This is a genomic window from Micromonospora sp. DH14 (assembly GCF_029809455.1).
Lineage (GTDB): Bacteria > Actinomycetota > Actinomycetes > Mycobacteriales > Micromonosporaceae > Micromonospora > Micromonospora parva.
In genome coordinates this window covers 285,735-307,426 of sequence record NZ_JARVKT010000004.1, presented here as the reverse complement: position 1 = coordinate 307,426, position 21,692 = coordinate 285,735, and the positions used below count along the sequence as shown (strand labels likewise).

Genomic DNA, 21,692 nt, shown 5'->3' with positions numbered 1-21,692 from the left:
GTGCCTACCCCTGGCAGTGAGTGGTTGGGACCGGCAGGGATCGCAATACTTCGAGTCATGAACGCGAGAGGACAGCTCGGCGACTTCCTCCAGGCCCGGCGCTCCCAGCTGAGCCCGGAGGACAGCGGCGTGCCGACGTACGGTGAGCGGCGCCGGGTGCGAGGGCTGCGCCGGGAGGAGTTGGCCCTGCTGGCCGGGGTGAGCGTGTCGTACTACTCCCGGTTGGAGCAAGGGCAGGCCGTGAACGCCTCACCCGAGGTGCTCGACGCGCTGGCCCGGGCGCTGCGGCTCGACGACGCGGAACGCCGCCACCTCGGCGAGTTGGCGGCCGGGACCCGCCGGCGGCCCGCCGTGCGCCGCCCGGCCCCGGAGCGGGTGAGCCCGGCGGTACGCCAGCTCGTCGCGACGCTCAATGACGTACCCGTGGTGGTGCTCGGTCACCGCGCCGACGTGCTGGCCTGGAACGCCGCCGGTCATGCCCTGTTCGCCGGCCATCTGAACCCGGAGATCCCGGACCGGCCGAACCAGTACCCGAACATGGCCCGGCTGGTGTTCCTGGACGCGCACACCCGCGACCTGTACGCGGACTGGCCAACCAAGGCCCGCGCGGTGGTGGCGACGCTGCGGATGGCCTCCGGGCAGCACCCGGACGACCCGCTGATGGCCGCGCTGGTCGGTGAGTTGACGGTGCGGAGTCCGGAGTTCGCCGCGATGTGGGCCGACCACCGGGTGAAGGCCGGGGGCGACACGGTCTACCAGATGCGCCATCCGCTGGTCGGCGCGATGGGCGTGACTCAGCAGACCCTGCGTACCGAGAACGGCCAGACCGTGGTCGTCGCCACCACCGAACCTGGCTCGTCATCGCACGCTGCGATGACGTTGCTTGTGCACGGCACCCTCACCACCGGTGCCGCGCATCCGCTCGTCAGGCGCGAATAGCGCCGTTCCCACCGGTTTGACAACAGGTGCTCCGCGAGGAGCGCCGGACCCGTCGTGCCCTTTCCAGCCCATCAACATCCTGAGTAAGGACAGAAATGCGCAAGAGAACGATGACCGTCGCAGTCGCTGTCGCCGCAGCGGGGATCGCTGTGGTGACGGCCGTGCCGTCGAGCGCCGCACCGGCCGCGATCACCGGGGCCCGCACCGTCGGGCCGACCCGAGCGTCGGCGGCGCCGGTGCCCTCGCGGATCGCGGTCCACTTCGACCTGGCGAGGGGACAGATGCCGGAGAACGTGGCCCTCGGCCCGGACGCTACGGCCTACGTCACTTTCGCGGCGGCCCGACAGGTCGCCGCGGTGAGCCCGTCCGGCGGGACGCGGATCCTGGCGACCCTGCCGGCCCCCGCCGATGGCGGCGTCAATACGCCGGTGCTCGCGTTCGCGCTGACCACGGGCATCGTCCGGATGCCCGACGGCACCCTCTACTTCCTGTACGCGAGCGGCGATGCCGCCACCACGGGGCTGTACCGACTGCGCCCCGGTCAGGCCCCGCACCGCATCGCGGCGCTACCGGCCGACGGGCTCCCCAACGGCTTGGCGTACGACGCGGAGGCGAAGAGGTTCTACCTCACCGACTCGGTGCTCGGCACGATCTCGACCGTGCCCCTGCAAGGTGGGCGCGCCGAGGTGTGGTCATCGGCACCCGAACTCGCCGCGGCGGGCTTCCTCGGCGCCAACGGCATCAAGGTACGCGCCGACGCGGTGTGGGCGACCAACCTCGACCAGGGCACGCTGCTGCGGATTCCGTTGCGGCACGGCCGGCCCGGCCCTGTCCGGGTGGCGGCGACCGGCCTGGTCGGCATCGACGACTTCACGTTCGTCGGTGCCGATGATCGCCAGGTGATCGCCACCCTGAACGGCCCCAACACGGTGGTGAGCATCGACGTGGCCGGTCGTTCACGGACGTTGCTTACCGCCGCCGACGGGCTGCAGAACCCGACCTCGGTGGCCGTGCGCGGTCGCACCGCCTATGTGCTCAGCGCCGCGTACACCACCGGCGTCGACCCCAACCTGGCGCTGGCCACCCTGCCGCTGCGCTGACCCGCCACACTTGGAGAAACCCATGCACGAGATCCAGCTCGGTGACGTGACGGTCACCCGCGTCGAGGAGACGCACGGCCCGATCATGCCGACCGGTGCCTTCTTTCCCACCATTGCTGCTGACGCCTGGCGTACGGACCGCGAGCTGCTGACTCCGGACCACCTCGGGCCGGACGACGACATGGTGCACGTCGCCATGCAGACCTGGCTGCTGCGCAGCGAGGGCCGCACCATCCTGGTCGACACCGCGGTCGGCAACGACAAGGACCGGCCCGCGGTCGAACCCTGGCATCACCAGCGGGTCAACTACCTGGACCGGCTGGTCGAGGCGGGGATCAAGCCCGAGGACGTCGATCTGGTGATCAACACACACCTGCACGTCGACCACGTCGGCTGGAACACCCGGCTCGTCGACGGTCAGTGGCTGCCAACGTTCCCGAACGCCACCTACCTGATGCCCGCCGTCGACTTCCGCTACTGGAACCCCAGGAACAATCCCGGCATCGCCGGCAGTGTCAACGAGAACGCGTACGACGACAGCGTCGCCCCCGTGCACGTCAACGGGCAGGTCCAGCTGTGGGAGGACACGTATGTGATCGACAGTAACCTGCGGCTGGAGGCCGCACCCGGGCACACGCCCGGCCACGCCGTGATCAAGATGGAGTCGGCTGGCGAGCGGGCGCTGTTCGCCGGTGACATCCTGCACACCCCGCTCCAGTTGCGCCACCACGACCACAGCAGTTGCTTCTGCGAAGACCCGACCCAGGCAGCGATCACTCGCGGTCGCCTGCTCGGCTGGGCGGCCGACACCCGGGCGCTGGTGCTGCCGGCGCACTTCAGCGGGCACTCCGCCCTCGAGGTCGAGCGGCGGGGCGAGTCGTACGCCGTCAAGCGGTGGGGTTCGTTCCCTCGATACTGAGCGTTCGGATCGCCCGTCGCCGTCGGATGACGGCGACGGGCGATCCGAGGCGTCCGCCCAAGCGGGGAGAAGCGGTTTGGTCACGGCGCGACCCGAAGAGACAGCCGCCGCTCGTTCGACGCGCCGTCGGGCCTGTGCGGGCGCCGACGGTCGAGGTGGAAGGCCGTGGCCGCGGCCAGCGCGGCCAGCACGATCAGTGCGGCGAGGGCCGGGTGCATGTCCTTGGACAGGCTCGGGGCGCGGTCGGGTCCGATGGCCCAGAGGATCAGCGGGGTGGCGTACGCGGTGGCGAGAGCGATGGTCCAGCGGCGTAGTCGGCGGAGGTGGGCGTGGCGCAGGCTGACGGTCAGCGCGAGGGCGACCGGGGCGATGGCCAGCATGGCGAACTGGCCGACGACCAGGACCGGGACGGCCCAGATCGAGATGATGGCGGTTCGGTCCGCGCGCCGCGCGGGCGGGGTGGAGGGCATTGTCGTTGCCGTCATCGGGTCGGGTTGGTGGTCGTGGGCTGCCAGGCCAACCAGCCGCGGCACAACACGTACGCGGTCGCGACGACGGCGACGAGCCCGAAGTCGATGATGGCCGACAGCCGTGCCTCGGGGACGTCTCCGATCAGCGCGCCGAACACGACGAGGGCGGTCTTGCCGACGAGAACGATCTCCCAGACGCCGGCCGCTTGGCGGGGTCTGAGGGCGAGCAGGGCGAAGAGCGCGGCGAAGATGCCGTAGCTGGAGACTCGCCAGCCTTCGATGAACAGGCGGTCGTCGCTGGCGTTGATGGTCAGCAGCACGCCGTTGACGAACGCGACGCCGGTGGCGAGGGATGCGAGGGCCGCCAGCGCACGGCCGGCGAGGTCAGCGCGGTGGGTGGGGGCAGCGGTGGTGAGTCGGGTAGGAGTCGCAGCCGTCATGAGGGGCTCCATCTTGAGAAGCGGGCGTTAACTTACAGCCGTTAACTTACGCGCTCGCCTAACGCCTGTAAAGTCACGGGGGTGACCACACCGAGAACACGGGCCCGCAACAAGCGCGGCGAAGGCGCCCAACTGCGCGACGAGATCGTCGACGCCGCCATGACGCTCCTGGAGAACGGACCGCCGCAAGCCGTGACCCTGCGGGGGATCGCCCGGCAGGCCGGCGTCTCCGCGCCGTCGATCTATCCGCACTTCCCGGACCTGGACTCGATCCTGCTCGCGGTCGCGCAACGCGCGTTCGGCATCCTGGAGAAGGAACTGGCCGCACCGGAGGACGCGGATCCGGTCGAGCGTCTGCGCGCGGTCTGCTCGGCCTACCTGAGCTTCGCCGAACGCCGGCCCCACCAGTACCGGGTGATGTTCGGCGCTGTCTGGGATGCCGAACAGGCCCGTGAGCGGGCCCCGGCCCTGGCGGACGAACTCGCCGTGCTCGGCATGGGTGCCTTCGAGGTCCTCCGGCGTACGCTCGCCGACTGCGTCGCGGCGGGACGCTCGACCAGCACGGATCCCTTCGGCGACGCGACGGCGCTCTGGGTCGGGCTGCACGGACTCGCCCAGCTCCAGGTGGCGGCGCCGTTGTTTCCCTGGCCACCGGAGCTGCGCGACTCCATCATCAACCGGCTGGCGCTGCTGCGTTAGCGGTGCGGTTGGTCGAACCCCTGGAACGCGCACGACACCACGCCCAGTCGACCAGGCTGAACGTGGTGTCGATCGGGGCGTTACCTGGACCCGCCGGCCCCGACCGACGGCGAGGTGGCAAAGCTCAGAGGTTTCCGCCGCGATTGAGCCAGGCGCGGACCGCGCCCTGGTGGTAGACCACGAGATAGTCGGCTTTGCCGTCTCCGCTGATGTCCTTGAACTGGACGAGTTCGCCAGGATAGTTGGATTCGTTGGCGAAGTTGAGGTGTGCCTCGAACCCGCCGGCGTCCTTGCCGCCCCTGTTGAGGTAGGCGTGGACGTTGCCGTTCGAGCCGACCGTCAGATAGTCGGCCTTGTTGTCGTTGTCGACGTCGGCGAAACGCAGGTTGTTCCGGCTGGCGCCAGTGGCCCCCGGCGCCCAGTTCAGCTTCTCCACCCACACCGGTTTCGGGCTGTCACTCGCCAGCCCCGTGTTGACGTACGCGTGCACCTGCCCGGCTGTGCCCACCCGGAGGTAGTCGTCACGGCCGTCGCCGTTGATGTCGGCGAAGCGGATGTCGGCGCGGGCGACGTCGTTGACCGGCGCGATGTTGCCGGCCTGGTGGACGAAGCCCGGCAGACCCCCGGCCTGGAGCAATCTGTTGTAGAAGACCTCCATCTCGCCGGACGGGGACAGCAGGACGAAGTCGTCGCGGCCGTCGCCGTCAATGTCGACGAGCCGGGCGGAGTCGGCGAAGCCCGTGTCCGCCGGATCCGAGCGCTGACCGGTGGGTACGAACTCTCCGGTACCGCCGCCCCACGGCAGCCACGTGGGTTGTCCGGGCTGGTCCTCGGTGTTGATGCCGACCCGGATCGAGCCGTCCTTGCGGATCTGCACGTAGTCGGCCCGCTTGTCACCGTTCATCTCGGCGATCTCGGTACGGGCGTAGGCGGCCGGGCGCGGCATGCCGGGCGCGATGACACCCAGCCTGCTCCAACCCGCACCGAGCGCGGTGGGGGTGGAGGCGAGGTTCCCGCCCCTGTTCAGCCAGGCGCGGACCGCGCCCTGGTTATAGACGACGAGATAGTCCGCCTTCCCGTCTCCGCTGATGTCCTTGAACTGGACGAGTTCGCCCGGGTAGTTGGACTCGTTGGCGAAGTTGAGGTGCGCCTCGAACCCGCCGGCGTCCTTGCCGCCTTTGTTGAGGTAGGCGTGGACGTTGCCGTTCGAGCCGACCGTCAGGTAGTCGGCCTTGTTGTCGTTGTCGACGTCGGCGAAACGCAGGTTGAACAAGCTGGCGCCGGTGGCACCCGGAGCCCAGTTCAGCTTCTCCCGCCAGGTCGGCGGGGTGAAGGGATCGTTGGGACTCGGCACGTTGATGTACGCGTGCACCGTGCCGGTGGTGCCCACCCGCAGGATGTCGTCGTACCCGTCCCCGGTGACGTCCGCGAGGCGCAGGTTGTCGCGGCTGAACGACACGTCGTCGAAGACGGTGCCCCAATAGGTGAACCGCAGCCTGCCGCCCGTGCCGGGCAGATTGAGGAATGCCCTGGTGAGGCTGTTGGATGCGCCCACGGCGAGGAGGTCGTCGCGGCCGTCGCCGTTCAGGTCGGCGAACCGCACCTCCTCGGCGTTCACGGTCGCGCCGTCCAACCCGGCATCGACAGTGGGGTCGTACGTGCCCGCGTCCACCCATTCGGGGAAACCGGGCTGGCCGACGGTGTTGATCGAGGCCCGGAAGCTGCCGTCGGGGTAGAGCTGCAGGTAGTCGGCGCGGTTGTCGCCGTTGAGCTCGGCGAACACTGGCTGGTACGACGCGCCCTCGAAACCGGGGACGATGACGCCCAGCCTGCTCCAGCCGTCACCGAGCGCCGTGGCCGGCGAGGTGGGGGTGGGTGACGTGGGGTTGTCCCGCAGACACGTGCCGGGCGTGACTTCGGCCGTCTGGAGCCAGCCCTTGCCGTCGGCCGTAAGGATGCCCCGGAAGAAGTCGTAGCCGAGCTTGGCGTAACCGCCGTCGTCGGGGTGCGAATCGTTCTGCAGACCCTCACTGACCTTGATGTCGGACGTGTCCACCAGCAGAACGTGTTTGTCCTGGGCTTGCAGGTCCGCGACCATGCCGGCCAAGGCTCTGTTGATGTCGTCGATCCGCGGCTGCAGCCCGGCTTTCCCGGTCGGCAGCAGCCGAGCCACGACGACTACCGCTCTGGGTGAGTCCGTCAACACCTGGTCGATCAGTTCTCTCAGCCGGGCCGGGGCGGACGACAGGGCAAAGTTCTGGTTCGCGTCGTTGGTCCCCGCGTGCACTGTCACCACGTTTGGCTTGGACTGGGGAACCGAGCATTCGACGAGGTCCGCGATCTCGTCGATCCGTTTGCCCGGATAGCCCTCGTGGTGATTCTCCGCCATCGTCCCGGTGCTCTGCGAGCCGACGAAAGTAACGCGATCGTCGCCCCACACATGGCTCATCGCGTCGTGCAGCTCATCGCGGTAACCGTTGTTGTTCGAGCTCTCCACCCCCGCGGTGATGGAGTCGCCGAGCGGCATGACCCGCAGTTCGGGCCGCTGCGCTCCGCCTCGCGCGGCCCCGCGCCGAATGGCCGCGACGGCATCGGCCGCGTTGTCGTAGATCCAGTTGCCGACATCGGTGGCGATGTCACCGACTGCCCTGCCGAACCAGCGCAGCCCGTTGGCCGCCGTCCTGAGCGCCGTGGCGATGCCCTGCATCATCTCCACGCCGTGGTCCCTGACCCACGGGCCGAGGTACTTCTCCCAGACCCCCGGGCCGATCGCCGCGACCAGCGAATTCCCAAGCGCCTCAAGCCATTTCTGCCAGTCTCGTTCCTGCCCGTTGAGCTTGATCAAGATGGCTTGCGTCGTGAAAGTGCCAAGGAACACTCCCAGGGGCGAGCAGATCACCTGCGAGGGCTGCCACGGTATGGCAAAGAAGTAGGCCATTGCGGCAGAGCAGGCGAAGCGGACGAAGTATCCGATAGCTGCTCCGGCGGCGAGCGCGCCGAGGGTGGCCAGGTAGCCCACGTCGGAGGTGGCCACATCGGAGACGATAGTGACAGTCAGGCCGGTGGCCGTGAGCGCGAGCTGTCCGTCGAAGTCGGGCCACGGGACATCGGCGGTCCCGCCCGGCAGGTCCAGATCGTCGCTGTCGACCTCTTCCCTGAGGGAGTCACTCAACAACGGGTTACGGTCGTTGAGTTCGGCCATCCACGCCGCGGCCTTGGCGCGGTCCAGTCCCTCGGGTAGATCGAACTCGAACACCGCCGTGTGTGTAGTCGCGGCGTGCGCCGGCGACGCCGCGCCCGGCTGAACCGCCACGATCAGGGCGAGCAGCAGCGCTGTCGCGGTGTGGCCCCACCACCGGGCACGCCTGGACCAACCGATCGTCTTCCTGCCGGTGTCGGGCACTGTACCTCCAGATAAGGAAGCGACGACCCCGAGGCGGTCCGCTCACGGCCGCATCAAATCCGATCAGGAGGAGTTGTCCAGCCGATGATCGCCGCCTTAACACACGGTCTGTCGATGGCCGCGGCGTCGTCGGCGGCGATCCTCAGCGCTGCCGGCGCTGAGGATCACCACTGGTGTGCCAAGTGGGGATCAGTTGACGGGCTGGCGGTCGAACGTTCCCTTGTCGACGAAGCGAAACGTGCTGGCCTGCGCGGGTTTGGCCAGTTCCTTGAGGACGAGACCGTTGCGGGGGAGGTGCTGGAGCATCCGGGTCTCACTGCCGATCGCGTACGTGCCGTCGCCCCTGGCGACGATCGTGAACCGCTGGATCGGGTTGTCCTCGTCGCAGACCGCGGCCTGGATTGTCAGCTCGGGCTCGATGTCCAAGCCGTTCACCTCCCAGCAGGACGGATCGTCGTTGGCGGGGTGGTCGTCGTTCGGGCCGAAAGCCTTGATCACGTAGCGGTCTGCGCCGATCAGCACGGGCACGAACAGGACCCGTCCGCCGGTGTCGCCGCCCTCTTCGAGCCGGGAACTGAGCTCCAGGTTGCTTCCCGAACCCTGCACGCGGACGATCGTGATCGCATGCTTGCCGGACAGCAGTGGATCGCTGGTGACCGGCACGACCGACGACGCCGACGGGGACGGTGTGCCTGCGCCCGCACCGGACGGCGTCGGCGCGGTGACCGCTGCACCGGGCGCCTTGTCGGCACCGGCTCCGCAGCCCACCATCGTGCCGGCGCACGCCAGCCCCGCCGCACCGGTGACCCACTTCATCGGACCATGCTGTACTCCTTCAACGGATGTTCCGAGCCTGTCGGTCCGGTAGTAACTCATGTCGCTGACCGTCGCTTGTCCATGCCGTACGACGGTCGTGACGGCGAGACGGTTCGAAGCGGCGGGCGACTTTCACGGCGTCGTCCGCCACTATTCCGCCCGGCAGTGGAACTGACGTCTGACGCGTTCTGAGGGCGTGATCGGACTACAACAGCGGTGAGTAGTCTCTGGATCTCCGGTACGGTTCTGGCCAAAATCATGTCGCCGCCGGAGTTGGTTTCCCTGCGCGCCAAGGGGTAGGGCGACGGACAGTCAGCCGTCCGCGCCGGCCCGGCCCATCGTGGTGGTGATCGTATTCTCGTTGCGGTGGGTCTCGACCGCATAACCGACATCACGCTGCTCCAGCCGGACTCGCAGGCTTCGACTGGTCGTACTCCCTCGTCAACCGTCACTCACCCCACCGGCATGAGGCCGAGCACGGACCGCTCCCCGCCGGCGCCGCGGCGCGGCTCGCCACCGACGTGCCGCGGTTGCGCGCCGAGCTGGAGGCAGCCCGGCACATCTCGACGCTGCCCGACCACCCCGACCCGCGAGCCGTGGAATCTCTACACGAGCTGGTGGTGCGCACCCGACTGCACGGCCCCCAGTTGGCACCGTGAGTCAGCAGGCTGAGGTCCGCCGTCTCAGACACCTATCCCCCGGGCAACGTCCTGAAAAGATTCCTTTACTCGTGCGGTTTACGCTTGAAGTGACCATGTCGACGCCAAGGCCTGCGGTGGCGCGATCGGCCTGCTTGATCTTGCGATCTTCCTCGGCGGCGGATGCGGTGCCGTGATGTGCGCTGCCCTCTGGCGGACCTGCGGGCCGAGAGTCGCGTTCACGATTATCGCCGTCTGGCCTGCTGTCGGCACCGCGGTGGCGTGGCGACGGAGCGTGACTGGAATCGAGGTAGTCGGCAGGCGCTGATGACCGTGGCGTCCGCGACCGGCTTGTGCACGGCCGCGGACGCCACGGTCGGTAAGGTCGTGCGGATCTCTGCGTCAGGTCCTGGTTACGGGTGCCAGGCCCAGCTTTCGGTGCCCGGGCAGTCGTGCTGGTCTAGCGGCAGCGCCGGTGGAGTGTTCATCGCGTCCTTGAAGTTGCTGTAGACGGCTTGATGGCCCATGCCGTCGTAGTTGCAGACGAGGATGCGGTCGCGAGGTCCTCCGTTGGCGCGTAGGTAGTCGAAGTACAACGTCTGGATGCCGCGGTGGCTGTCTTCGCCGGTGCGTTGTCCGGCGAGGATGACGAGTTTGGCGTTCGGGTTGGCCTTGAGCCACTTGGTGAACAACTGGCCGCGGTCGTCCCTCGTGTCGCAGCTGTTGACCAGGAGGTCGTCGTCGTTTCCGGGGTCAAGCAGCAGGATGTAGTCAAGCTCCTGCCATCGTCCGCCGCCGGGGTTGCCCTGGGTGGTCTCGAGCGTGTAGACGGGGCCTAGCCGCCCGAGGCTCCAGCCGGCTGCTGTGGTGATGTGTGTGTTGCTTGCAGAGAGCCAAGAGGGAAAGTTGTTGGCGTTAACGGAGCTGCAGTCGCTTGCGGTCCAGTGGCTGAACGACCGGTGGACCGAGGCTGGCGACGATTCATCGCCGGAGCCGTTGGCTTCGAAGTAGACGGAGCCGTTGTAGGTCGGTGGGGGCGGTGCGCCGCACTCCGGTTCGCCGGGGGTGTACTCGTTGGCCTTGTTGGGAGTGTTGAGGTAGCGGTCGGCGATCCAGCCCTGCTGGCCCGCGGCCGGTCCGTTGGTGGCGTGGACGTAGTGCCAGCGGCGGTTGTTGTAGGGACCGACGGCCTCACCCCACGCGCCGCAGATCAGCTCGACGGTGTTGCCATAGTAGAGGTAACGGTGATAGACCCGGTCGACGTTGCCCATGCTGGTGCCGTTGCGCAGGTAGATCCCGCTGTAGGGATCGTTGTCGGCGTCGACCGCTTGGTAGTAGAGCCCGGTACCGGCGAGCGCCGGGGTGCCGGTGCTGACCGCGACGCCGAGGGTTAGCGCTGCGGCAGCGAGGACCGCGGTGAGGCGCCTGATGGTGCTACGGCGCAGGCCGCGGCTTGTCCTGTCGGGTGCTGACATCATGGCCTTGGTCATCCGGGCAGCGAGGGCGACCATGGCCGCCGCGAGCCGGGACGTTCTACGTGGTCTCATTGCGTCCTTTCGAGGGTGGGCGGTCCGCGTAGCCGCGTCCCGCGGGCGCTGGCGATCGCCGAGGGGGTCGGCGACGGGTGCGAAGTCCGTTGTAGGGCCTAGGGCTGTTGTCCGACCCGGGCGACGGTTTACCGCCCGGCGACGGTCAACCAGCACAGACGTAAGCGGCACTGTCGCCGATCTGATGGCAAGGGCCAGTAAGTCGTCGCGTCTTGTACCCTCTGGTTGCTGTGTGTCACGGAAGGTCAACAAGCGGTTGTCTATCTGATTGAGCGTTGTGGAGGTGGAATGCCTCGCCCAGAGCGACCCGTCGACGCAGCTGCTGGTCCGATTCAGGCCTTCGCCCAGGAGCTACGCGATCTTCGCCAGGCTGCCGGCACACCGAAGTACCTTCAGATGGCGCGGACCACGGGAAGATCCCGGACCTCCCTCGCCGAAGCTGCCGGTGGCGACCACCTGCCTACGTGGGAGACGGTGGAGGCCTTCGTCCGATACTGCAAGGGCGATCTGCTTGCCTGGCGGGTGAAGTGGGAACAGGTGCGAGCCCAGGTAAGGCCGGCCGACCAACCGACCGGCGACAGCAACGGAGCACGGCCCGCTCTTGACCCGCCCCAGGTTGGTCCATTCCCGGCAGTCAAAACTGTCACACCCGGGTCGACGCCACACCGTCACCGCAGCCGCCGCCTACTCCTGGTGATGGCGACCGTTGTCATCAGCCTGCTCACTATGGGCGGGAGCTACTGGGCGGGTTTGCGCGATAACCAACCAGCAGGCGGAAAGCCGCCCCTGTCCTCGACCGTCGTCACCGTCCACAACAAGGTCGCAATCGGTGCCTCCGGACTCGCTGAAGACTCCACCTCGTCCTACCTATCCACGAGACCGGTCGCGCGCTGCGCGTCGCGCGGTTGCAAGCTCGCCGGCACCGAGATGTGGAGCGGGGCCCAATTGGTCGCTCGTTGCTGGACCCGCGGCGACACCCTCACCAACCGCGACTTGACCAGCGAGAACATCAGCCAGAATCCGGCCGGAGTCAGCTCAGACATCTGGTACGAGATCGTCTTGCACGACGGGCAGACCGGTTACCTCTCAGAGGTGTACATCGCTCCCCAACACCGCGGCGGCATGAACCTGCCGGAATGCCCGCGTCGCTGAGATCGCACCGTCACGTCGCACCCAGCGCCACGAATCCGGCCCGTGGCGATCGACATGCTGAGAGCCGCTTACCTAGCAAGCAGCCCCAGTGCGCCGCCAGCGTTGCGCTGAGTCCGCCAGATCAGTGCGCGTTGCCGCAGCGGTGTCCGGCCATGAGGGTGACAGGCGAGCTTGGCTGCGTTGAAATAGCGCCACCACCGTGACGCGACGGATCATGGCGCGATGGAGCAGCTTCGAACCCGACTGGACAAGCGGCGGGGAAAGGGACAGCTATGCAACTGGTTGCGGGGGAACCGTTGGAGTACCTGGGCGGTGACACGGTCGTCGAGGTGGACCACCCGGCAGTGCGGGCGTTAGCTGGTGAACTCCGCGTAGCGCATCCGGACGACGTCGACTTCACGCGGGCCGCCTTCGAATGGGTTCGTGACCGGATCCGGCACTCGGTCGACGCCCAGGATCCACGGATCACCGTCACCGCCGGCGAGGTGCTCAGCGCCGGCGTCGGCCTCTGCTATGCCAAGTCGCACCTGCTGGTGGCCGTGGCCCGGGCCGCCGGCGTTCCGGCCGGGTTGTGCTATCAACAGCTGACCGACGGGGGGAAGCCCTTCCTGCACGGCCTCGTTGCCGTGTACCTTGCGGGCCGCTGGCATCGCCAGGACCCGCGCGGCAATCGAACCGGCATCGACGCCCAGTTCCGGCTCGGGCGTGAGCAACTGGCCTACCCGATCACCGACGGCTCGACCGGCCTCGATCTTCCTGAAGTGCACGTGCGGCCCTCGCCCAATGTGATCGCAGCCCTGCGCGGTGCTCGAGACGCTCTTGAACTGTGCCGCGCCGGGTTGCCCGCTACGCCCTGAGCCGGGACAGCGGATGCCGGACATGGGAAATTCGCGGCAACACACTTTCTCGGCATGAGCGCGCGCCGCGTCGGGTCGTGGAGGCGCGTCCGGCTGAGAGGGCTCGTGACAAAGGCGGGTCCCGAACGCCTGCCTCGGGAGCCGTCAAGGTGGGCTGATCTTCAGCTGGGCGGGATGGCGCCGATAAGGCGCATCCTACGTCGGGCATCGGTCGTGGCGGTCCGCTGACACGAACCCCTTGCCGGGGGTGGGCGAGTCGCGACGGGCAGGCGCACGCTGTTTCCTGGTGACGGCACGTCCCCGATGGCGGGGGAGCGGGCCACGGTGGGACCGAGCACTGTCATGTCTGCCGGGCCCCTGTTTACCCCCGAAAACCCCTGTCTGCCGTTGACAACCAGTGACAGAAGCGACCACTGTTCGATCGTGTCTGTCCAGCTCAGTGCCTATTTCTGCCAATCAATGACAAGGTCGGTATGGTTGCGGACGGTAACAAGGGGTCGTCGGTTCGCATCCGGCCGCCGCGAGGACCGACGAAGAGCGGGTCGTCATCCTCGGTGATCCGGTCGAGCTTCGCGGCCGCCATCGGCTGCGGCTCCTCGATGATGGGCACCTGCAGCGCCCGCTCACCCTTGGTGCCCTTGTCGACCAGGCCGCCGGTTCCGGTGGGGTCTGCCGGCGTACCGTCCACAACCACGTGTCCCGGTCCATGTCGCCCTAGTGCACGCCCGGCACCTCACCGATCCGGGCCGCCGTGCCGGCTGCGAACAGCACCACCTCACCCCAGTCGGTGGGTGTAACGACGGTGCCAGCGCTCGCCCAGCGCCGCCGCCAGGGTGGCGCTATACGCTGCCTACGCAGCACTACCTGTACTTCGGCCACAGGTAAAGAAGGGAGAGCTCGACCCCTCGGGCGTGACCAAAACGGTCACGCTGCTATCGACAAGATCCACCACCAAGCACTGATGATGCTCGCACGCGAAATCTTCGACCCCGAGGTGAACAGGCATGTCTAGTTGACCATGCGTTCATTGTGGCCGGCGGCGAGATCACCAAAGCTGCCCGCAACTGACTCGGCAACGCCGCTTGCGGACCTTGAAACGGGCGATGGGCTTGGTGGTCGTGCACGGCACTTCGGTGAGGAACTGGTCGTCGTGGTGGACGCGGAAGATGGCGTCGGCGTCTTCGACGGTGAGGGTTCGACCGGCGTGGCCGACGCCGACGTGGATTGTCTGGCCGGCGCTATCATCTCGCCGGCCGACGCGTCACCATCCGCCTCGACCGAGGCGTGCTGCACCTGCGTAACGGGTGGCCAGCCAGTGACGCGCGGTTGGGTGTTCGGACCTGTCGATATGTGGATGTCGACAACACCGCGGCAATCGTCTGTGCGCAGGGAGATTGTCAGACCATCGGGGCTTCCCAGGTGGTCAGGCAGAAGGGATGGCCGGCCGGGTCAGCGTAGACAAAGCACTGTTCGCTATTGGGCTGGAAGGCGTATTTCGTTGCGCCGGCGGCGAGCACGCGCGCCTCGGCGGCGTCTCGATCCTCGACCATGAAGTCGAGGTGCATCATGATCGACGCGGTGGGGTCGGGCCAGGTTGGAGGCGTGTATCCAGGCACGGTCTGGAAATTGAGCCGCCCGGCCGGGCTCTGCACGCATGCCCATTCGTCGCCGATCTGCGTCATCGTCCCGCCGGTGATGTCGGCGTAGAACTCCGCCAAGCGGATGGCATCCGAACTGTCCAGAGTGACTGCGCTGAGCCGAATCTTGTCGGACATCTCGCCTTCTTCTGTTCCAGGCCGCCAGTAGCCCCACTGACAGCGTTGGCATGACGGATGGCACCTTATCGAAGTCGACAGAGCTGGTGCGCACCATGTGGCCTGAGCAGCCTTGAACTACGTGCAACGGCGCCCAACTGCACCCGTCCCTGCCTGCGGCTCCGCGTCGCAGCAGGTCAGAGTCGGTGCGGCGGCGTCCTGGTTTCCGCGGCGACGATCGGGAGCCCTGAACAGATCGAGGACCTCGCGACGGAGCTCGGGTCGGATTCCTCCGGCATGCCTCGCATCGATGAGCGACCAGCCTGCTGAGGCAACCAACCCGACTTCACGGAATCCGGGAACGGTACGCGCGACGCGTTGTCGTCGTCACGAGCCCCGACTGGAGTATCAGGGTGTGAACCACGGCGCCACGTCGGCGAGCGCGTGGTCGAGGATTTCCAGGCCCAGGTCCAGCTCCGCGTGGCTGGAGGTGAGCGCCGGCGCGATGCGGAAGACGCCGCCCATGCCCGGCAGCTGCACCACGTTCATGTGCAGGCCCAGCTCCAGGCAACGTCCTGTCACTGCGGCGCCCAGCGCGTCGGCCGGTCGCTTCGACTCCCGATCGCTGACCAGCTCGAGCCCGACCAGCAGACCGCGGCCGCGCACGTCGCCGACCACCGGGTGGCGCTGGCTGATCTCCTGAAGACCCTTGCGCAGGTACGAGCCCAGGTGCGCCGCCTGTTCGTCGAGCCGGTCGGCCTCCAGCACGTCCAGGACGGTGTTGCCGACCGCGGCGACCAGCGGGTCCGAGACGTGCGTGGTGAAGAAGAGGAATCCGCGCTCGTGTGCCGCGTGCTCGATCTCCGGGCTGGTCACCACGGCGGCCAGTGGCAGGCCGGCGCCGAGCGTCTTGGACAGGGTCAGGATGTCCGGCACGACGCCGTCCCGCTGGAACGCGTACCACTCTCCGGTGCGGCACAGGCCGGTCTGCGCCTCGTCGAGGATCAACAGCCCGCCCCGCTCGTGCACCTTGTCGCGCAGCGCCGCGAGGTATCCCGGCGGCAGGTCGATCACCCCGCCGGAGCTGAGGATCGGTTCGACGATGCACGCCGCCAGGCTGCCCACCGACTGGGCGTCGAACAGCTCGAACGCGAACTCCAACTGATGCCGCCAGTCCAGCTCGCCGCTGGGCAGGGTGAAGTCGGGCCGGTACGCGTTCGGCGTGGGGATCGCGAAGTTGCCGGGCACCGCGGGCCCGTACCCCTTGCGCCCCGAGCTGTAGGTGGCGCTCGCCGCGGCCTGGGTCATCCCGTGCCACGACCGGGCGAACGAGATGATTTCGTGCCGGCCGGTGACCAGCTTCGCCATCCGGATCGCCGCCTCGTTGGACTCCGCGCCGGTGGTGAGCAGCAGGACCTTCTCCAGCGGCGCGGGCAGGGAGCCGGCGAGGCGGCGGGCCAGTTCGACCACGGGCCGGCTCAGCATGCCGCTGAACAGGTGGTCGAGAGTGGCTGCCTGTCGCTGGATCGTGGCTACGACGGCCGGGTGGGAGTGGCCGAGGATCGCGCTCATCTGCCCCGAGGTGAAGTCGAGCAGGCGGCGGCCGTCGGCGGTGAAGACGAAACTGCCCTCGGCGCGCTCGATGATCTCACGTACGAAGCTGCCAGCGCCGCTGTAGCGGACCAGGTGACGATCGGCGTCGGACCAGAACGAATCAGCCATGGACCGACGCTAGGCAGTCCCGGACAGGTACGTCCATCGCACATTTTCGCTGTCGCTGTTAAGCAGAGCCGTACAGTCGGAGGTCATGACGCTGAATCCGTGGCGGCTGCGCCTGCTCGCCGACCTGGCGACCTTCGGCACTGTTCGGGCCGTTGCGCAGCGCGGCAACCTGAGCCCGTCGGCGGTGTCGCAGCAGTTGGCCACGCTGGAACGGGAGACCCGTACCGCGTTGCTGGAACGCACCGGCCGGCGGGTGCGGCTCACCGCGGCTGGAATGTTGCTCGCCGGTCGGGCTCGGGAGATCCTCGCGGCCATGGACGCGGCCGAGGCAGAGCTGCGCCGCCTCGCCGAGGAGCCGGCCGGCACGGTCACCGTGGCCGCGTTCCAGAGTGCCGTGCAAGCCCTCGCCGAACCGGCGCTTGCCCGTCTCGCGACCCGACACCCGGACGTGAGCGTGGTGTTGCTGGAGTTGGAGCCGCACGAGAGCATGCCGGCGCTGCGCCGCGGCGACGTCGACCTGATCATCACGACCGCCGACTTCGCCGGCGCCGAGCTCTCCCCGGAGATTTACCTGGTGCCACTCGCCACCGACCCGGTGGTGCTGGTGCTGCCCCCGGAGCATCCGCTGACCGGCGCCGAATCGGTCGACCTGGGGGCGTGCGCGCAGCAGCGGTGGACGTTCGACGTCGCGGGCTCGTACATGTCCGAGCTGTCCACCCGGCTGTGCCGGGAGGCCGGCTTCGAGCCCGTGGTGATCTGTCGGTTCAACAACTACATGCTGGCGCTGCGGCACGTGGAGAATGGCCGCTCGATCACCATGCTGCCGAAGCTGGCGGTGGACCCGCGATACCGGGTGGTGACCCGACCGCTGAACCCGCCGCTGACCCGGCGCATCACCGCCGGGGTCCGGCGAGCGGCCGCGTCCCGCCCCGAGGTGACCGCCGTGCTCAATGCTCTGAGAGCACGCGACTGACCTTGCCCGGGCAGGTTGGGAGCGCTGCGCCTGGCCCGAGCCCGCGTAAGCCGAACGCGAACTTCCCTTCCAGGCCTCACCCCGACCGAATACTCCACCCGGAATCCCGAAGCGGCCGCGACGTCACGGGCGTACTCCGGGATCGCGGTCGTCCCGGTGCCCGCTTCCCCACGCATCACGAGCACCCCGCTGCGTCCGGCCTGGGTCTGAGCGAGCAGGTGCTCGATGGCGACGCGCTGTGCGCGCCGGCTCAGGAGGTCGGTCGGTTTCGCTCCCACTTACTCGCACCGACAGCGGTCAGCTCGCCTGCGACGCGGTGTGCTGAGGGTGAGAACTAAGGGGCTTGTACCGACGCGAAGGTGCCGCCAATGACGGAAGTCTTGTGCCGAGACGAAGGATCCGCGATGCAGGGGTCAGGCTGCAGGAGAGCGGGCTCGCAGGCGACATCACCGTCGCGGGAGTGTCAGGAAACGACGGTCAGCAGTCGAGGGTGGGGGTATGAGATTGCGTCGAAGCGTGGCCGTCGCCGTCGTCACCGGGGTCGTCACGTCCCTGGCGGCGGCACCGGTGCAGGCCGATAGTTCGGCGGCGCGGGTGAAGTGGGGCGTGTGCCCCGAGGAGATCGCGGTTGTCTCGCCGACGTTGCAGTGTGCGACGCTGCCGGTGCCGCTGGATCACCGCCGTCCCGATGGTGTCACGATCGACATTGCGGTGTCGCGGATCGCGAGTGCGAAGCCGGCCGAGCGCCGTGGCATCCTCCTGCTCAATCCGGGAGGCCCGGGCGCCTCGGGACTGACGATGCCGGCGGACCTGGTCGGGTTGGGTTTGCCGAGCAGCGTGTCGGAGCGCTACGACCTGATCGGCATGGATCCTCGCGGGGTCGGGCGTTCGGCCCCGGTGAGCTGCGGCTTCACCGGCGAGCTGGACTATTTCAGCAACGTTCCGCCGTACGCGGTCGACGACGCGGCGGTTATCGCGCGGGCGAGGACCGCGAAGGCGGCCGCCGAATGGTGTGCGGCCAACGACACCGAGGGTCGGCTGCGGCATATCACGACCGCGAACACGGCCCGTGACCTGGACGCGATCCGTGCCGCGCTCGGCGAGGAGAAGGCCAGCTTCTTCGGTGCGTCGTACGGGTCAGCCCTGGGCGCCGCGTACGCGTCGATGTTCCCGGACACCACCGACCGGGTCGTGATTGACAGCAACCTCGGCGACACGCACCTCGACTATGCCGCGCAGCGCCGCTTCGGCCTGGGTGTGGAACAGACGTTCCCGGAGTTCGCCGCATGGGCGGCGGCCCGGCATGGCACCTACGGCCTGGGCCGTACCCCGGCACTGGTACGCAAGACCTACTTCCGGCTCGCTGGACGGCTGGATGAGACTCCGGTGGGCTACGTCAACGGGGCGGCCTTCCGGTTCACCACCTTCGCGGCGCTCTACGGGAAGGTGCACTATCCGGCACTGGCACAGGACTGGCAATCGCTGCTCCGCGCCGGCGACGCGGCGGTCACCAGATCGGACGACCGTGCCGCAACGCCGGCGGAGGTGCTGCCCTGGGACAACTTCCTGTCGGCGTACCTCGCCGTGACCTGCAACGACGTCAACTGGCCCGAGGACGTCAACACCTACCGGCACGCTGTCGCCAAGGACCGCGAGAGATACCCGATGTACGGCGCGGCCAGCGCGAACGTCACCCCCTGCGCGTACTGGGCGCACGAGCCGTCCGAGCCGCCGGTACGGATCAACGACAAGGGGCCGCGCAACGTGCTGATCGTGCAGAACCTGCGCGACCCGGGCACGCCGCACCGAGGTGGTGAGCTGATCCGGGAGAAGTTTGCCGAGCGCTCCCGGCTGGTCAGCGTGGACGGCAGCGGGCACGGCGTCTACGTGTACGGCGACAACGCGTGCGCGTTGAACGTGACCACGGCGTACCTGGTAGACGGCACGATGCCGAAGGACACCTTCTGCGGGCGCGCCGCCCGCCTGGAGCCCGGGACTGCTGGATTCGGAGCGAATGTCGAAGCCGCCGAGTTGCGAACCCTCACCGCCGCCTGCCGGGATGCTGGTGGGCAGGGCGCCGCAGGCAGCCTCCGCGAGAACCTGAGGAGGATAGATGCGGTCAGTCGTTCCCGACTATCTGACTGAGGTGCTTGGAGATGTCGAAGCGGACACCTCCGGGGAGCCGGCGGGATATATCCCCGAGCTCGCGACAGCTGATCCTGAGCGTCTCGCAGCGGTCTTCGCCACGGTCGACGGCACGGTCTACGGTGCCGGCGATGTCGATGCCGCGTTCACGATCCAGTCGATCTCGAAGCCGTTCGTGTACGCGATGGCGCTTGCTGATCGCGGCTTCGATCGGGTGCTCGCCAGGGTCGGGGTCGAGCCGTCTGGGGAGGCGTTCAACGAGATCTCCCTCGAAATCGACACGGGGCGTCCCCGCAATCCGATGATCAACGCCGGCGCGATCACCGCCCACTCACTGGCCGGACCGGAGAACCTGACGTCCGTCGAGCGGGTCGACCGCGTCGTGCAGGGGCTTTCGGCGTTCGCGGGCCGTCAGTTGACGGTCGATGAGACGGTGTGCGCATCTGAGATGGAGAGCGCGCACCGCAACCTCGCGATCGCGCACATGCTCCGCAGTCACGACATCCTCACCGAGGACCCGAGGGCCGTCGTCGACGGATACATCCGTCAGTGCTCGGTGTTGGTGACCACCCGGGATTTGGCGATGATGGCGGCGACGTTGGCCAACCGTGGGGTGAATCCGCTCTCGAACGAGCAGGTGGTGGACGGGGCAGTGGTGCGCCAGGTCCTGAGCGTCATGGCCACCTGCGGAATGTATGACGCCGCCGGTGACTGGGCCACGCAGGTCGGCATTCCGGCGAAGAGCGGTGTGGCTGGGGGACTGATCGGTGCACTCCCCGGTCAGCTCGGGATCGCCACCTTCTCGCCTCGACTGGACCGGCACGGCAACAGCGTGCGCGGGGTGTCGCTGTTCGAGCGGTTCTCGACCGACATGGGCCTGCATGTGATGGAGGTCCCGCCCCCGGCGCGCGCGGTCGTGCGTTCCAATCGGGTACGAGGCGGTGGAGCGGACGCGACCCGGGTTCTTCGACTTCAGGGCGGAATCCGCTTCGCGGGAGCCGAGCGGATCGTTCGCGAGCTGGTGGAGAGTGCGCCTTTGGAGCCCCGAGTGGTTCTCGACGTCTCTCTGGTGCACGCCATCGACGATGTGGCCCGACGAATGCTCCTGGAGGTCGCGCGTCGGCTCACGCTGGATGGTCACGAGGTCTATCTCGTAGATCCGGAGATGATGATCCCGGACCCGGATCCCGGCGATGGTGGCCGAATCGCGGTCATCGACGAAATTGATCACGTGCGATCGCCGGTGATGTGAATCCGGCGTGCATCGGGCGCGTGACCCCGAGCACGACCGACAGGCCGACGGCACTACCGACTGTGAGGAAGGACCCCATGACCGCTACCGGGATCGAGAAGCCCGACTTCACCGGGCTACGCGCGATGTACATCAACTGCACCCTCAACCGTTCCCCCGGGCGTAGCCACACCCAGGGGCTGGTCGACCGCAGTGTGGCGATCATGGAGGCGAACGGGGTCGCCGTAGATCAGATTCGCGCCGTCGACCACGACATCGCCACCGGCGTCCGACCCGATATGACCGAGTACGGATGGGATACCGACGAATGGCCCGCGCTGCTGACCCGGGTGCTGGAAGCTGACATCTTGGTCATCGCCGGACCGATCTGGCTCGGCGACAACAGCTCGGTCACCCGTCGGGTGATCGAGCGGCTCTACGGCTACTCCGGCGTGCTCAACGAGCAGGGCCAGTACGCTTACTACGGGCGGGTTGCAGGCTGCCTGCTCACCGGCAACGAGGACGGCCTGAAGCACTGTGCGATGAACATCCTCTACAGCTTGCAGCACATCGGCTTCACCGTCCCGCCGCAGGCCGATGCGGGTTGGCTCGGTGAGGTCGGTCCCGGGCCCTCCTACCTCGACGAGGGCTCCGGCGGTCCGGAGAACGACTTCACCAACCGCAATACCGCCTTCATGACCTTCAATCTGCTCCACCTCGCGTCGATGATGCGCCGCGCTGGCGGATTCCCGGCCTACGGCAACCAGCGCACGGCCTGGGACGCCGGCAGTCGACCCGGCAACGCCAACCCGGAGTACCGCTAATCATCAGGAAGCGACAAGACGGCCAATCAGCGGACCGGTGGCGCCGCGTAGGTACCGGCCGGC

At 68.0% G+C, this 21,692-nt stretch carries 18 protein-coding genes and 1 pseudogene; 11 read left to right on the top strand and 8 right to left on the bottom strand.

The features are described 5' to 3' along the window. The first annotated feature begins 57 nt into the window (after positions 1-57). From QCZ28_RS08740 to QCZ28_RS08730, 3 genes are all read left to right on the top strand, one after another. Positions 58-939, top strand: a complete 882-nt coding sequence (locus QCZ28_RS08740; RefSeq protein WP_279516106.1) for a helix-turn-helix transcriptional regulator — start codon at positions 58-60, stop codon at positions 937-939. 95 nt (positions 940-1,034) lie between these two features. After that, positions 1,035-2,039: a hypothetical protein gene (locus QCZ28_RS08735; protein WP_279516105.1), complete on the top strand. Its 1,005-nt coding sequence runs from the start codon at positions 1,035-1,037 to the stop codon at positions 2,037-2,039. A gap of 22 nt (positions 2,040-2,061) precedes the next feature. Then, positions 2,062-2,958 (top strand): MBL fold metallo-hydrolase, encoded by an 897-nt coding sequence (locus QCZ28_RS08730; protein WP_279516104.1) that lies wholly within the window; start codon positions 2,062-2,064, stop codon positions 2,956-2,958. A gap of 80 nt (positions 2,959-3,038) precedes the next feature. On the opposite strand, the gene QCZ28_RS08725 is transcribed toward QCZ28_RS08730, so the two are convergent. After that, positions 3,039-3,443 (bottom strand): hypothetical protein, encoded by a 405-nt coding sequence (locus tag QCZ28_RS08725; RefSeq protein WP_279516103.1) that lies wholly within the window; start codon positions 3,441-3,443, stop codon positions 3,039-3,041. Then, the gene (locus QCZ28_RS08720; protein WP_279516102.1) at positions 3,440-3,868 is read right to left on the bottom strand and encodes a hypothetical protein; all 429 of its coding nucleotides are present in this window, start codon (positions 3,866-3,868) and stop codon (positions 3,440-3,442) included. Before QCZ28_RS08720 ends, QCZ28_RS08725 begins: the two co-directional genes overlap by 4 nt. An 81-nt stretch (positions 3,869-3,949) precedes the next feature. Between QCZ28_RS08720 and QCZ28_RS08715 the strand changes: the two genes are divergently transcribed. Beyond that, positions 3,950-4,567, top strand: a complete 618-nt coding sequence (locus tag QCZ28_RS08715; RefSeq protein WP_279516101.1) for a TetR/AcrR family transcriptional regulator — start codon at positions 3,950-3,952, stop codon at positions 4,565-4,567. Between the two features lie 124 nt (positions 4,568-4,691). Here QCZ28_RS08715 and QCZ28_RS08710 read toward each other — a convergent pair whose 3' ends face one another. After that, positions 4,692-7,970 (bottom strand): FG-GAP-like repeat-containing protein, encoded by a 3,279-nt coding sequence (locus tag QCZ28_RS08710; RefSeq protein ID WP_279516100.1) that lies wholly within the window; start codon positions 7,968-7,970, stop codon positions 4,692-4,694. A gap of 189 nt (positions 7,971-8,159) precedes the next feature. Then, entirely contained in the window at positions 8,160-8,786 is a 627-nt protein-coding gene (locus QCZ28_RS08705) for a hypothetical protein (protein WP_279516099.1), read from the bottom strand. A 461-nt stretch (positions 8,787-9,247) separates the two neighbouring features. On the opposite strand from QCZ28_RS08705, the pseudogene QCZ28_RS08700 reads away from it, so the two are divergent. Next, positions 9,248-9,445, top strand: a pseudogene (locus tag QCZ28_RS08700) (hypothetical protein); the annotation flags it as partial. A gap of 392 nt (positions 9,446-9,837) precedes the next feature. Here the strand turns inward: QCZ28_RS08700 and QCZ28_RS08695 are convergent. After that, entirely contained in the window at positions 9,838-10,914 is a 1,077-nt protein-coding gene (locus QCZ28_RS08695) for a hypothetical protein (protein ID WP_279516097.1), read from the bottom strand. 753 nt (positions 10,915-11,667) lie between these two features. Here QCZ28_RS08695 and QCZ28_RS08690 point away from each other — a divergent pair. Together QCZ28_RS08690 and QCZ28_RS08685 are read left to right on the top strand one after the other, a co-directional pair. Then, the gene (locus QCZ28_RS08690) at positions 11,668-12,123 is read left to right on the top strand and encodes a hypothetical protein (protein WP_279516096.1); all 456 of its coding nucleotides are present in this window, start codon (positions 11,668-11,670) and stop codon (positions 12,121-12,123) included. Positions 12,124-12,395: 272 nt separating this feature from the next. Beyond that, on the top strand, positions 12,396-12,980 hold the full coding sequence (locus QCZ28_RS08685) for a transglutaminase family protein (RefSeq protein ID WP_279516095.1): 585 nt from the start codon (positions 12,396-12,398) through the stop codon (positions 12,978-12,980). Positions 12,981-13,416: 436 nt separating this feature from the next. Here QCZ28_RS08685 and QCZ28_RS08680 read toward each other — a convergent pair whose 3' ends face one another. The 3 genes from QCZ28_RS08680 to QCZ28_RS08670 all read right to left on the bottom strand — a co-directional run bounded on the left by QCZ28_RS08680 (position 13,417) and on the right by QCZ28_RS08670 (position 16,456). Continuing rightward, complete coding sequence (locus QCZ28_RS08680) at positions 13,417-13,674, bottom strand: hypothetical protein (protein WP_279516094.1); 258 nt, start codon at positions 13,672-13,674, stop codon at positions 13,417-13,419. Between the two features lie 703 nt (positions 13,675-14,377). Next, positions 14,378-14,755: a VOC family protein gene (locus QCZ28_RS08675; RefSeq protein WP_279516093.1), complete on the bottom strand. Its 378-nt coding sequence runs from the start codon at positions 14,753-14,755 to the stop codon at positions 14,378-14,380. Positions 14,756-15,142: 387 nt separating this feature from the next. Then, positions 15,143-16,456, bottom strand: a complete 1,314-nt coding sequence (locus QCZ28_RS08670) for an aspartate aminotransferase family protein (RefSeq protein ID WP_279516092.1) — start codon at positions 16,454-16,456, stop codon at positions 15,143-15,145. Between the two features lie 85 nt (positions 16,457-16,541). On the opposite strand from QCZ28_RS08670, the gene QCZ28_RS08665 reads away from it, so the two are divergent. From QCZ28_RS08665 to QCZ28_RS08650, 4 genes are all read left to right on the top strand, one after another. Continuing rightward, on the top strand, positions 16,542-17,429 hold the full coding sequence (locus tag QCZ28_RS08665) for a LysR family transcriptional regulator (protein WP_279516091.1): 888 nt from the start codon (positions 16,542-16,544) through the stop codon (positions 17,427-17,429). Positions 17,430-17,927: 498 nt separating this feature from the next. Continuing rightward, the gene (locus tag QCZ28_RS08660) at positions 17,928-19,574 is read left to right on the top strand and encodes an alpha/beta hydrolase (RefSeq protein ID WP_279516090.1); all 1,647 of its coding nucleotides are present in this window, start codon (positions 17,928-17,930) and stop codon (positions 19,572-19,574) included. Continuing rightward, positions 19,543-20,826 carry a glutaminase gene (locus QCZ28_RS08655; protein WP_279516089.1) on the top strand — a complete coding sequence of 428 codons (1,284 nt, stop codon included), beginning with the start codon at positions 19,543-19,545 and terminating at the stop codon, positions 20,824-20,826. Before QCZ28_RS08660 ends, QCZ28_RS08655 begins: the two co-directional genes overlap by 32 nt. 77 nt (positions 20,827-20,903) lie before the next feature. Beyond that, entirely contained in the window at positions 20,904-21,629 is a 726-nt protein-coding gene (locus tag QCZ28_RS08650; RefSeq protein ID WP_279516088.1) for a flavodoxin family protein, read from the top strand. Positions 21,630-21,692: the final 63 nt, after the last annotated feature.

Coding starts and splice junctions, on each gene's coding strand:
- QCZ28_RS08735 (WP_279516105.1), top strand. CDS start 1,035: ATGCGCAAGAGAACGATGACCGTCGCAGTCGCTGTCGCCGCAGCGGGG.
- QCZ28_RS08720 (WP_279516102.1), bottom strand. CDS start 3,868: ATGACGGCTGCGACTCCTACCCGACTCACCACCGCTGCCCCCACCCAC.
- QCZ28_RS08690 (WP_279516096.1), top strand. CDS start 11,668: ATGGCGACCGTTGTCATCAGCCTGCTCACTATGGGCGGGAGCTACTGG.
- QCZ28_RS08655 (WP_279516089.1), top strand. CDS start 19,543: ATGCGGTCAGTCGTTCCCGACTATCTGACTGAGGTGCTTGGAGATGTC.
- QCZ28_RS08685 (WP_279516095.1), top strand. CDS start 12,396: ATGCAACTGGTTGCGGGGGAACCGTTGGAGTACCTGGGCGGTGACACG.
- QCZ28_RS08650 (WP_279516088.1), top strand. CDS start 20,904: ATGACCGCTACCGGGATCGAGAAGCCCGACTTCACCGGGCTACGCGCG.
- QCZ28_RS08705 (WP_279516099.1), bottom strand. CDS start 8,786: ATGAAGTGGGTCACCGGTGCGGCGGGGCTGGCGTGCGCCGGCACGATG.
- QCZ28_RS08725 (WP_279516103.1), bottom strand. CDS start 3,443: ATGACGGCAACGACAATGCCCTCCACCCCGCCCGCGCGGCGCGCGGAC.
- QCZ28_RS08670 (WP_279516092.1), bottom strand. CDS start 16,456: ATGGCTGATTCGTTCTGGTCCGACGCCGATCGTCACCTGGTCCGCTAC.
- QCZ28_RS08660 (WP_279516090.1), top strand. CDS start 17,928: ATGAGATTGCGTCGAAGCGTGGCCGTCGCCGTCGTCACCGGGGTCGTC.
- QCZ28_RS08665 (WP_279516091.1), top strand. CDS start 16,542: ATGACGCTGAATCCGTGGCGGCTGCGCCTGCTCGCCGACCTGGCGACC.
- QCZ28_RS08675 (WP_279516093.1), bottom strand. CDS start 14,755: ATGTCCGACAAGATTCGGCTCAGCGCAGTCACTCTGGACAGTTCGGAT.
- QCZ28_RS08695 (WP_279516097.1), bottom strand. CDS start 10,914: ATGACCAAGGCCATGATGTCAGCACCCGACAGGACAAGCCGCGGCCTG.
- QCZ28_RS08730 (WP_279516104.1), top strand. CDS start 2,062: ATGCACGAGATCCAGCTCGGTGACGTGACGGTCACCCGCGTCGAGGAG.
- QCZ28_RS08740 (WP_279516106.1), top strand. CDS start 58: ATGAACGCGAGAGGACAGCTCGGCGACTTCCTCCAGGCCCGGCGCTCC.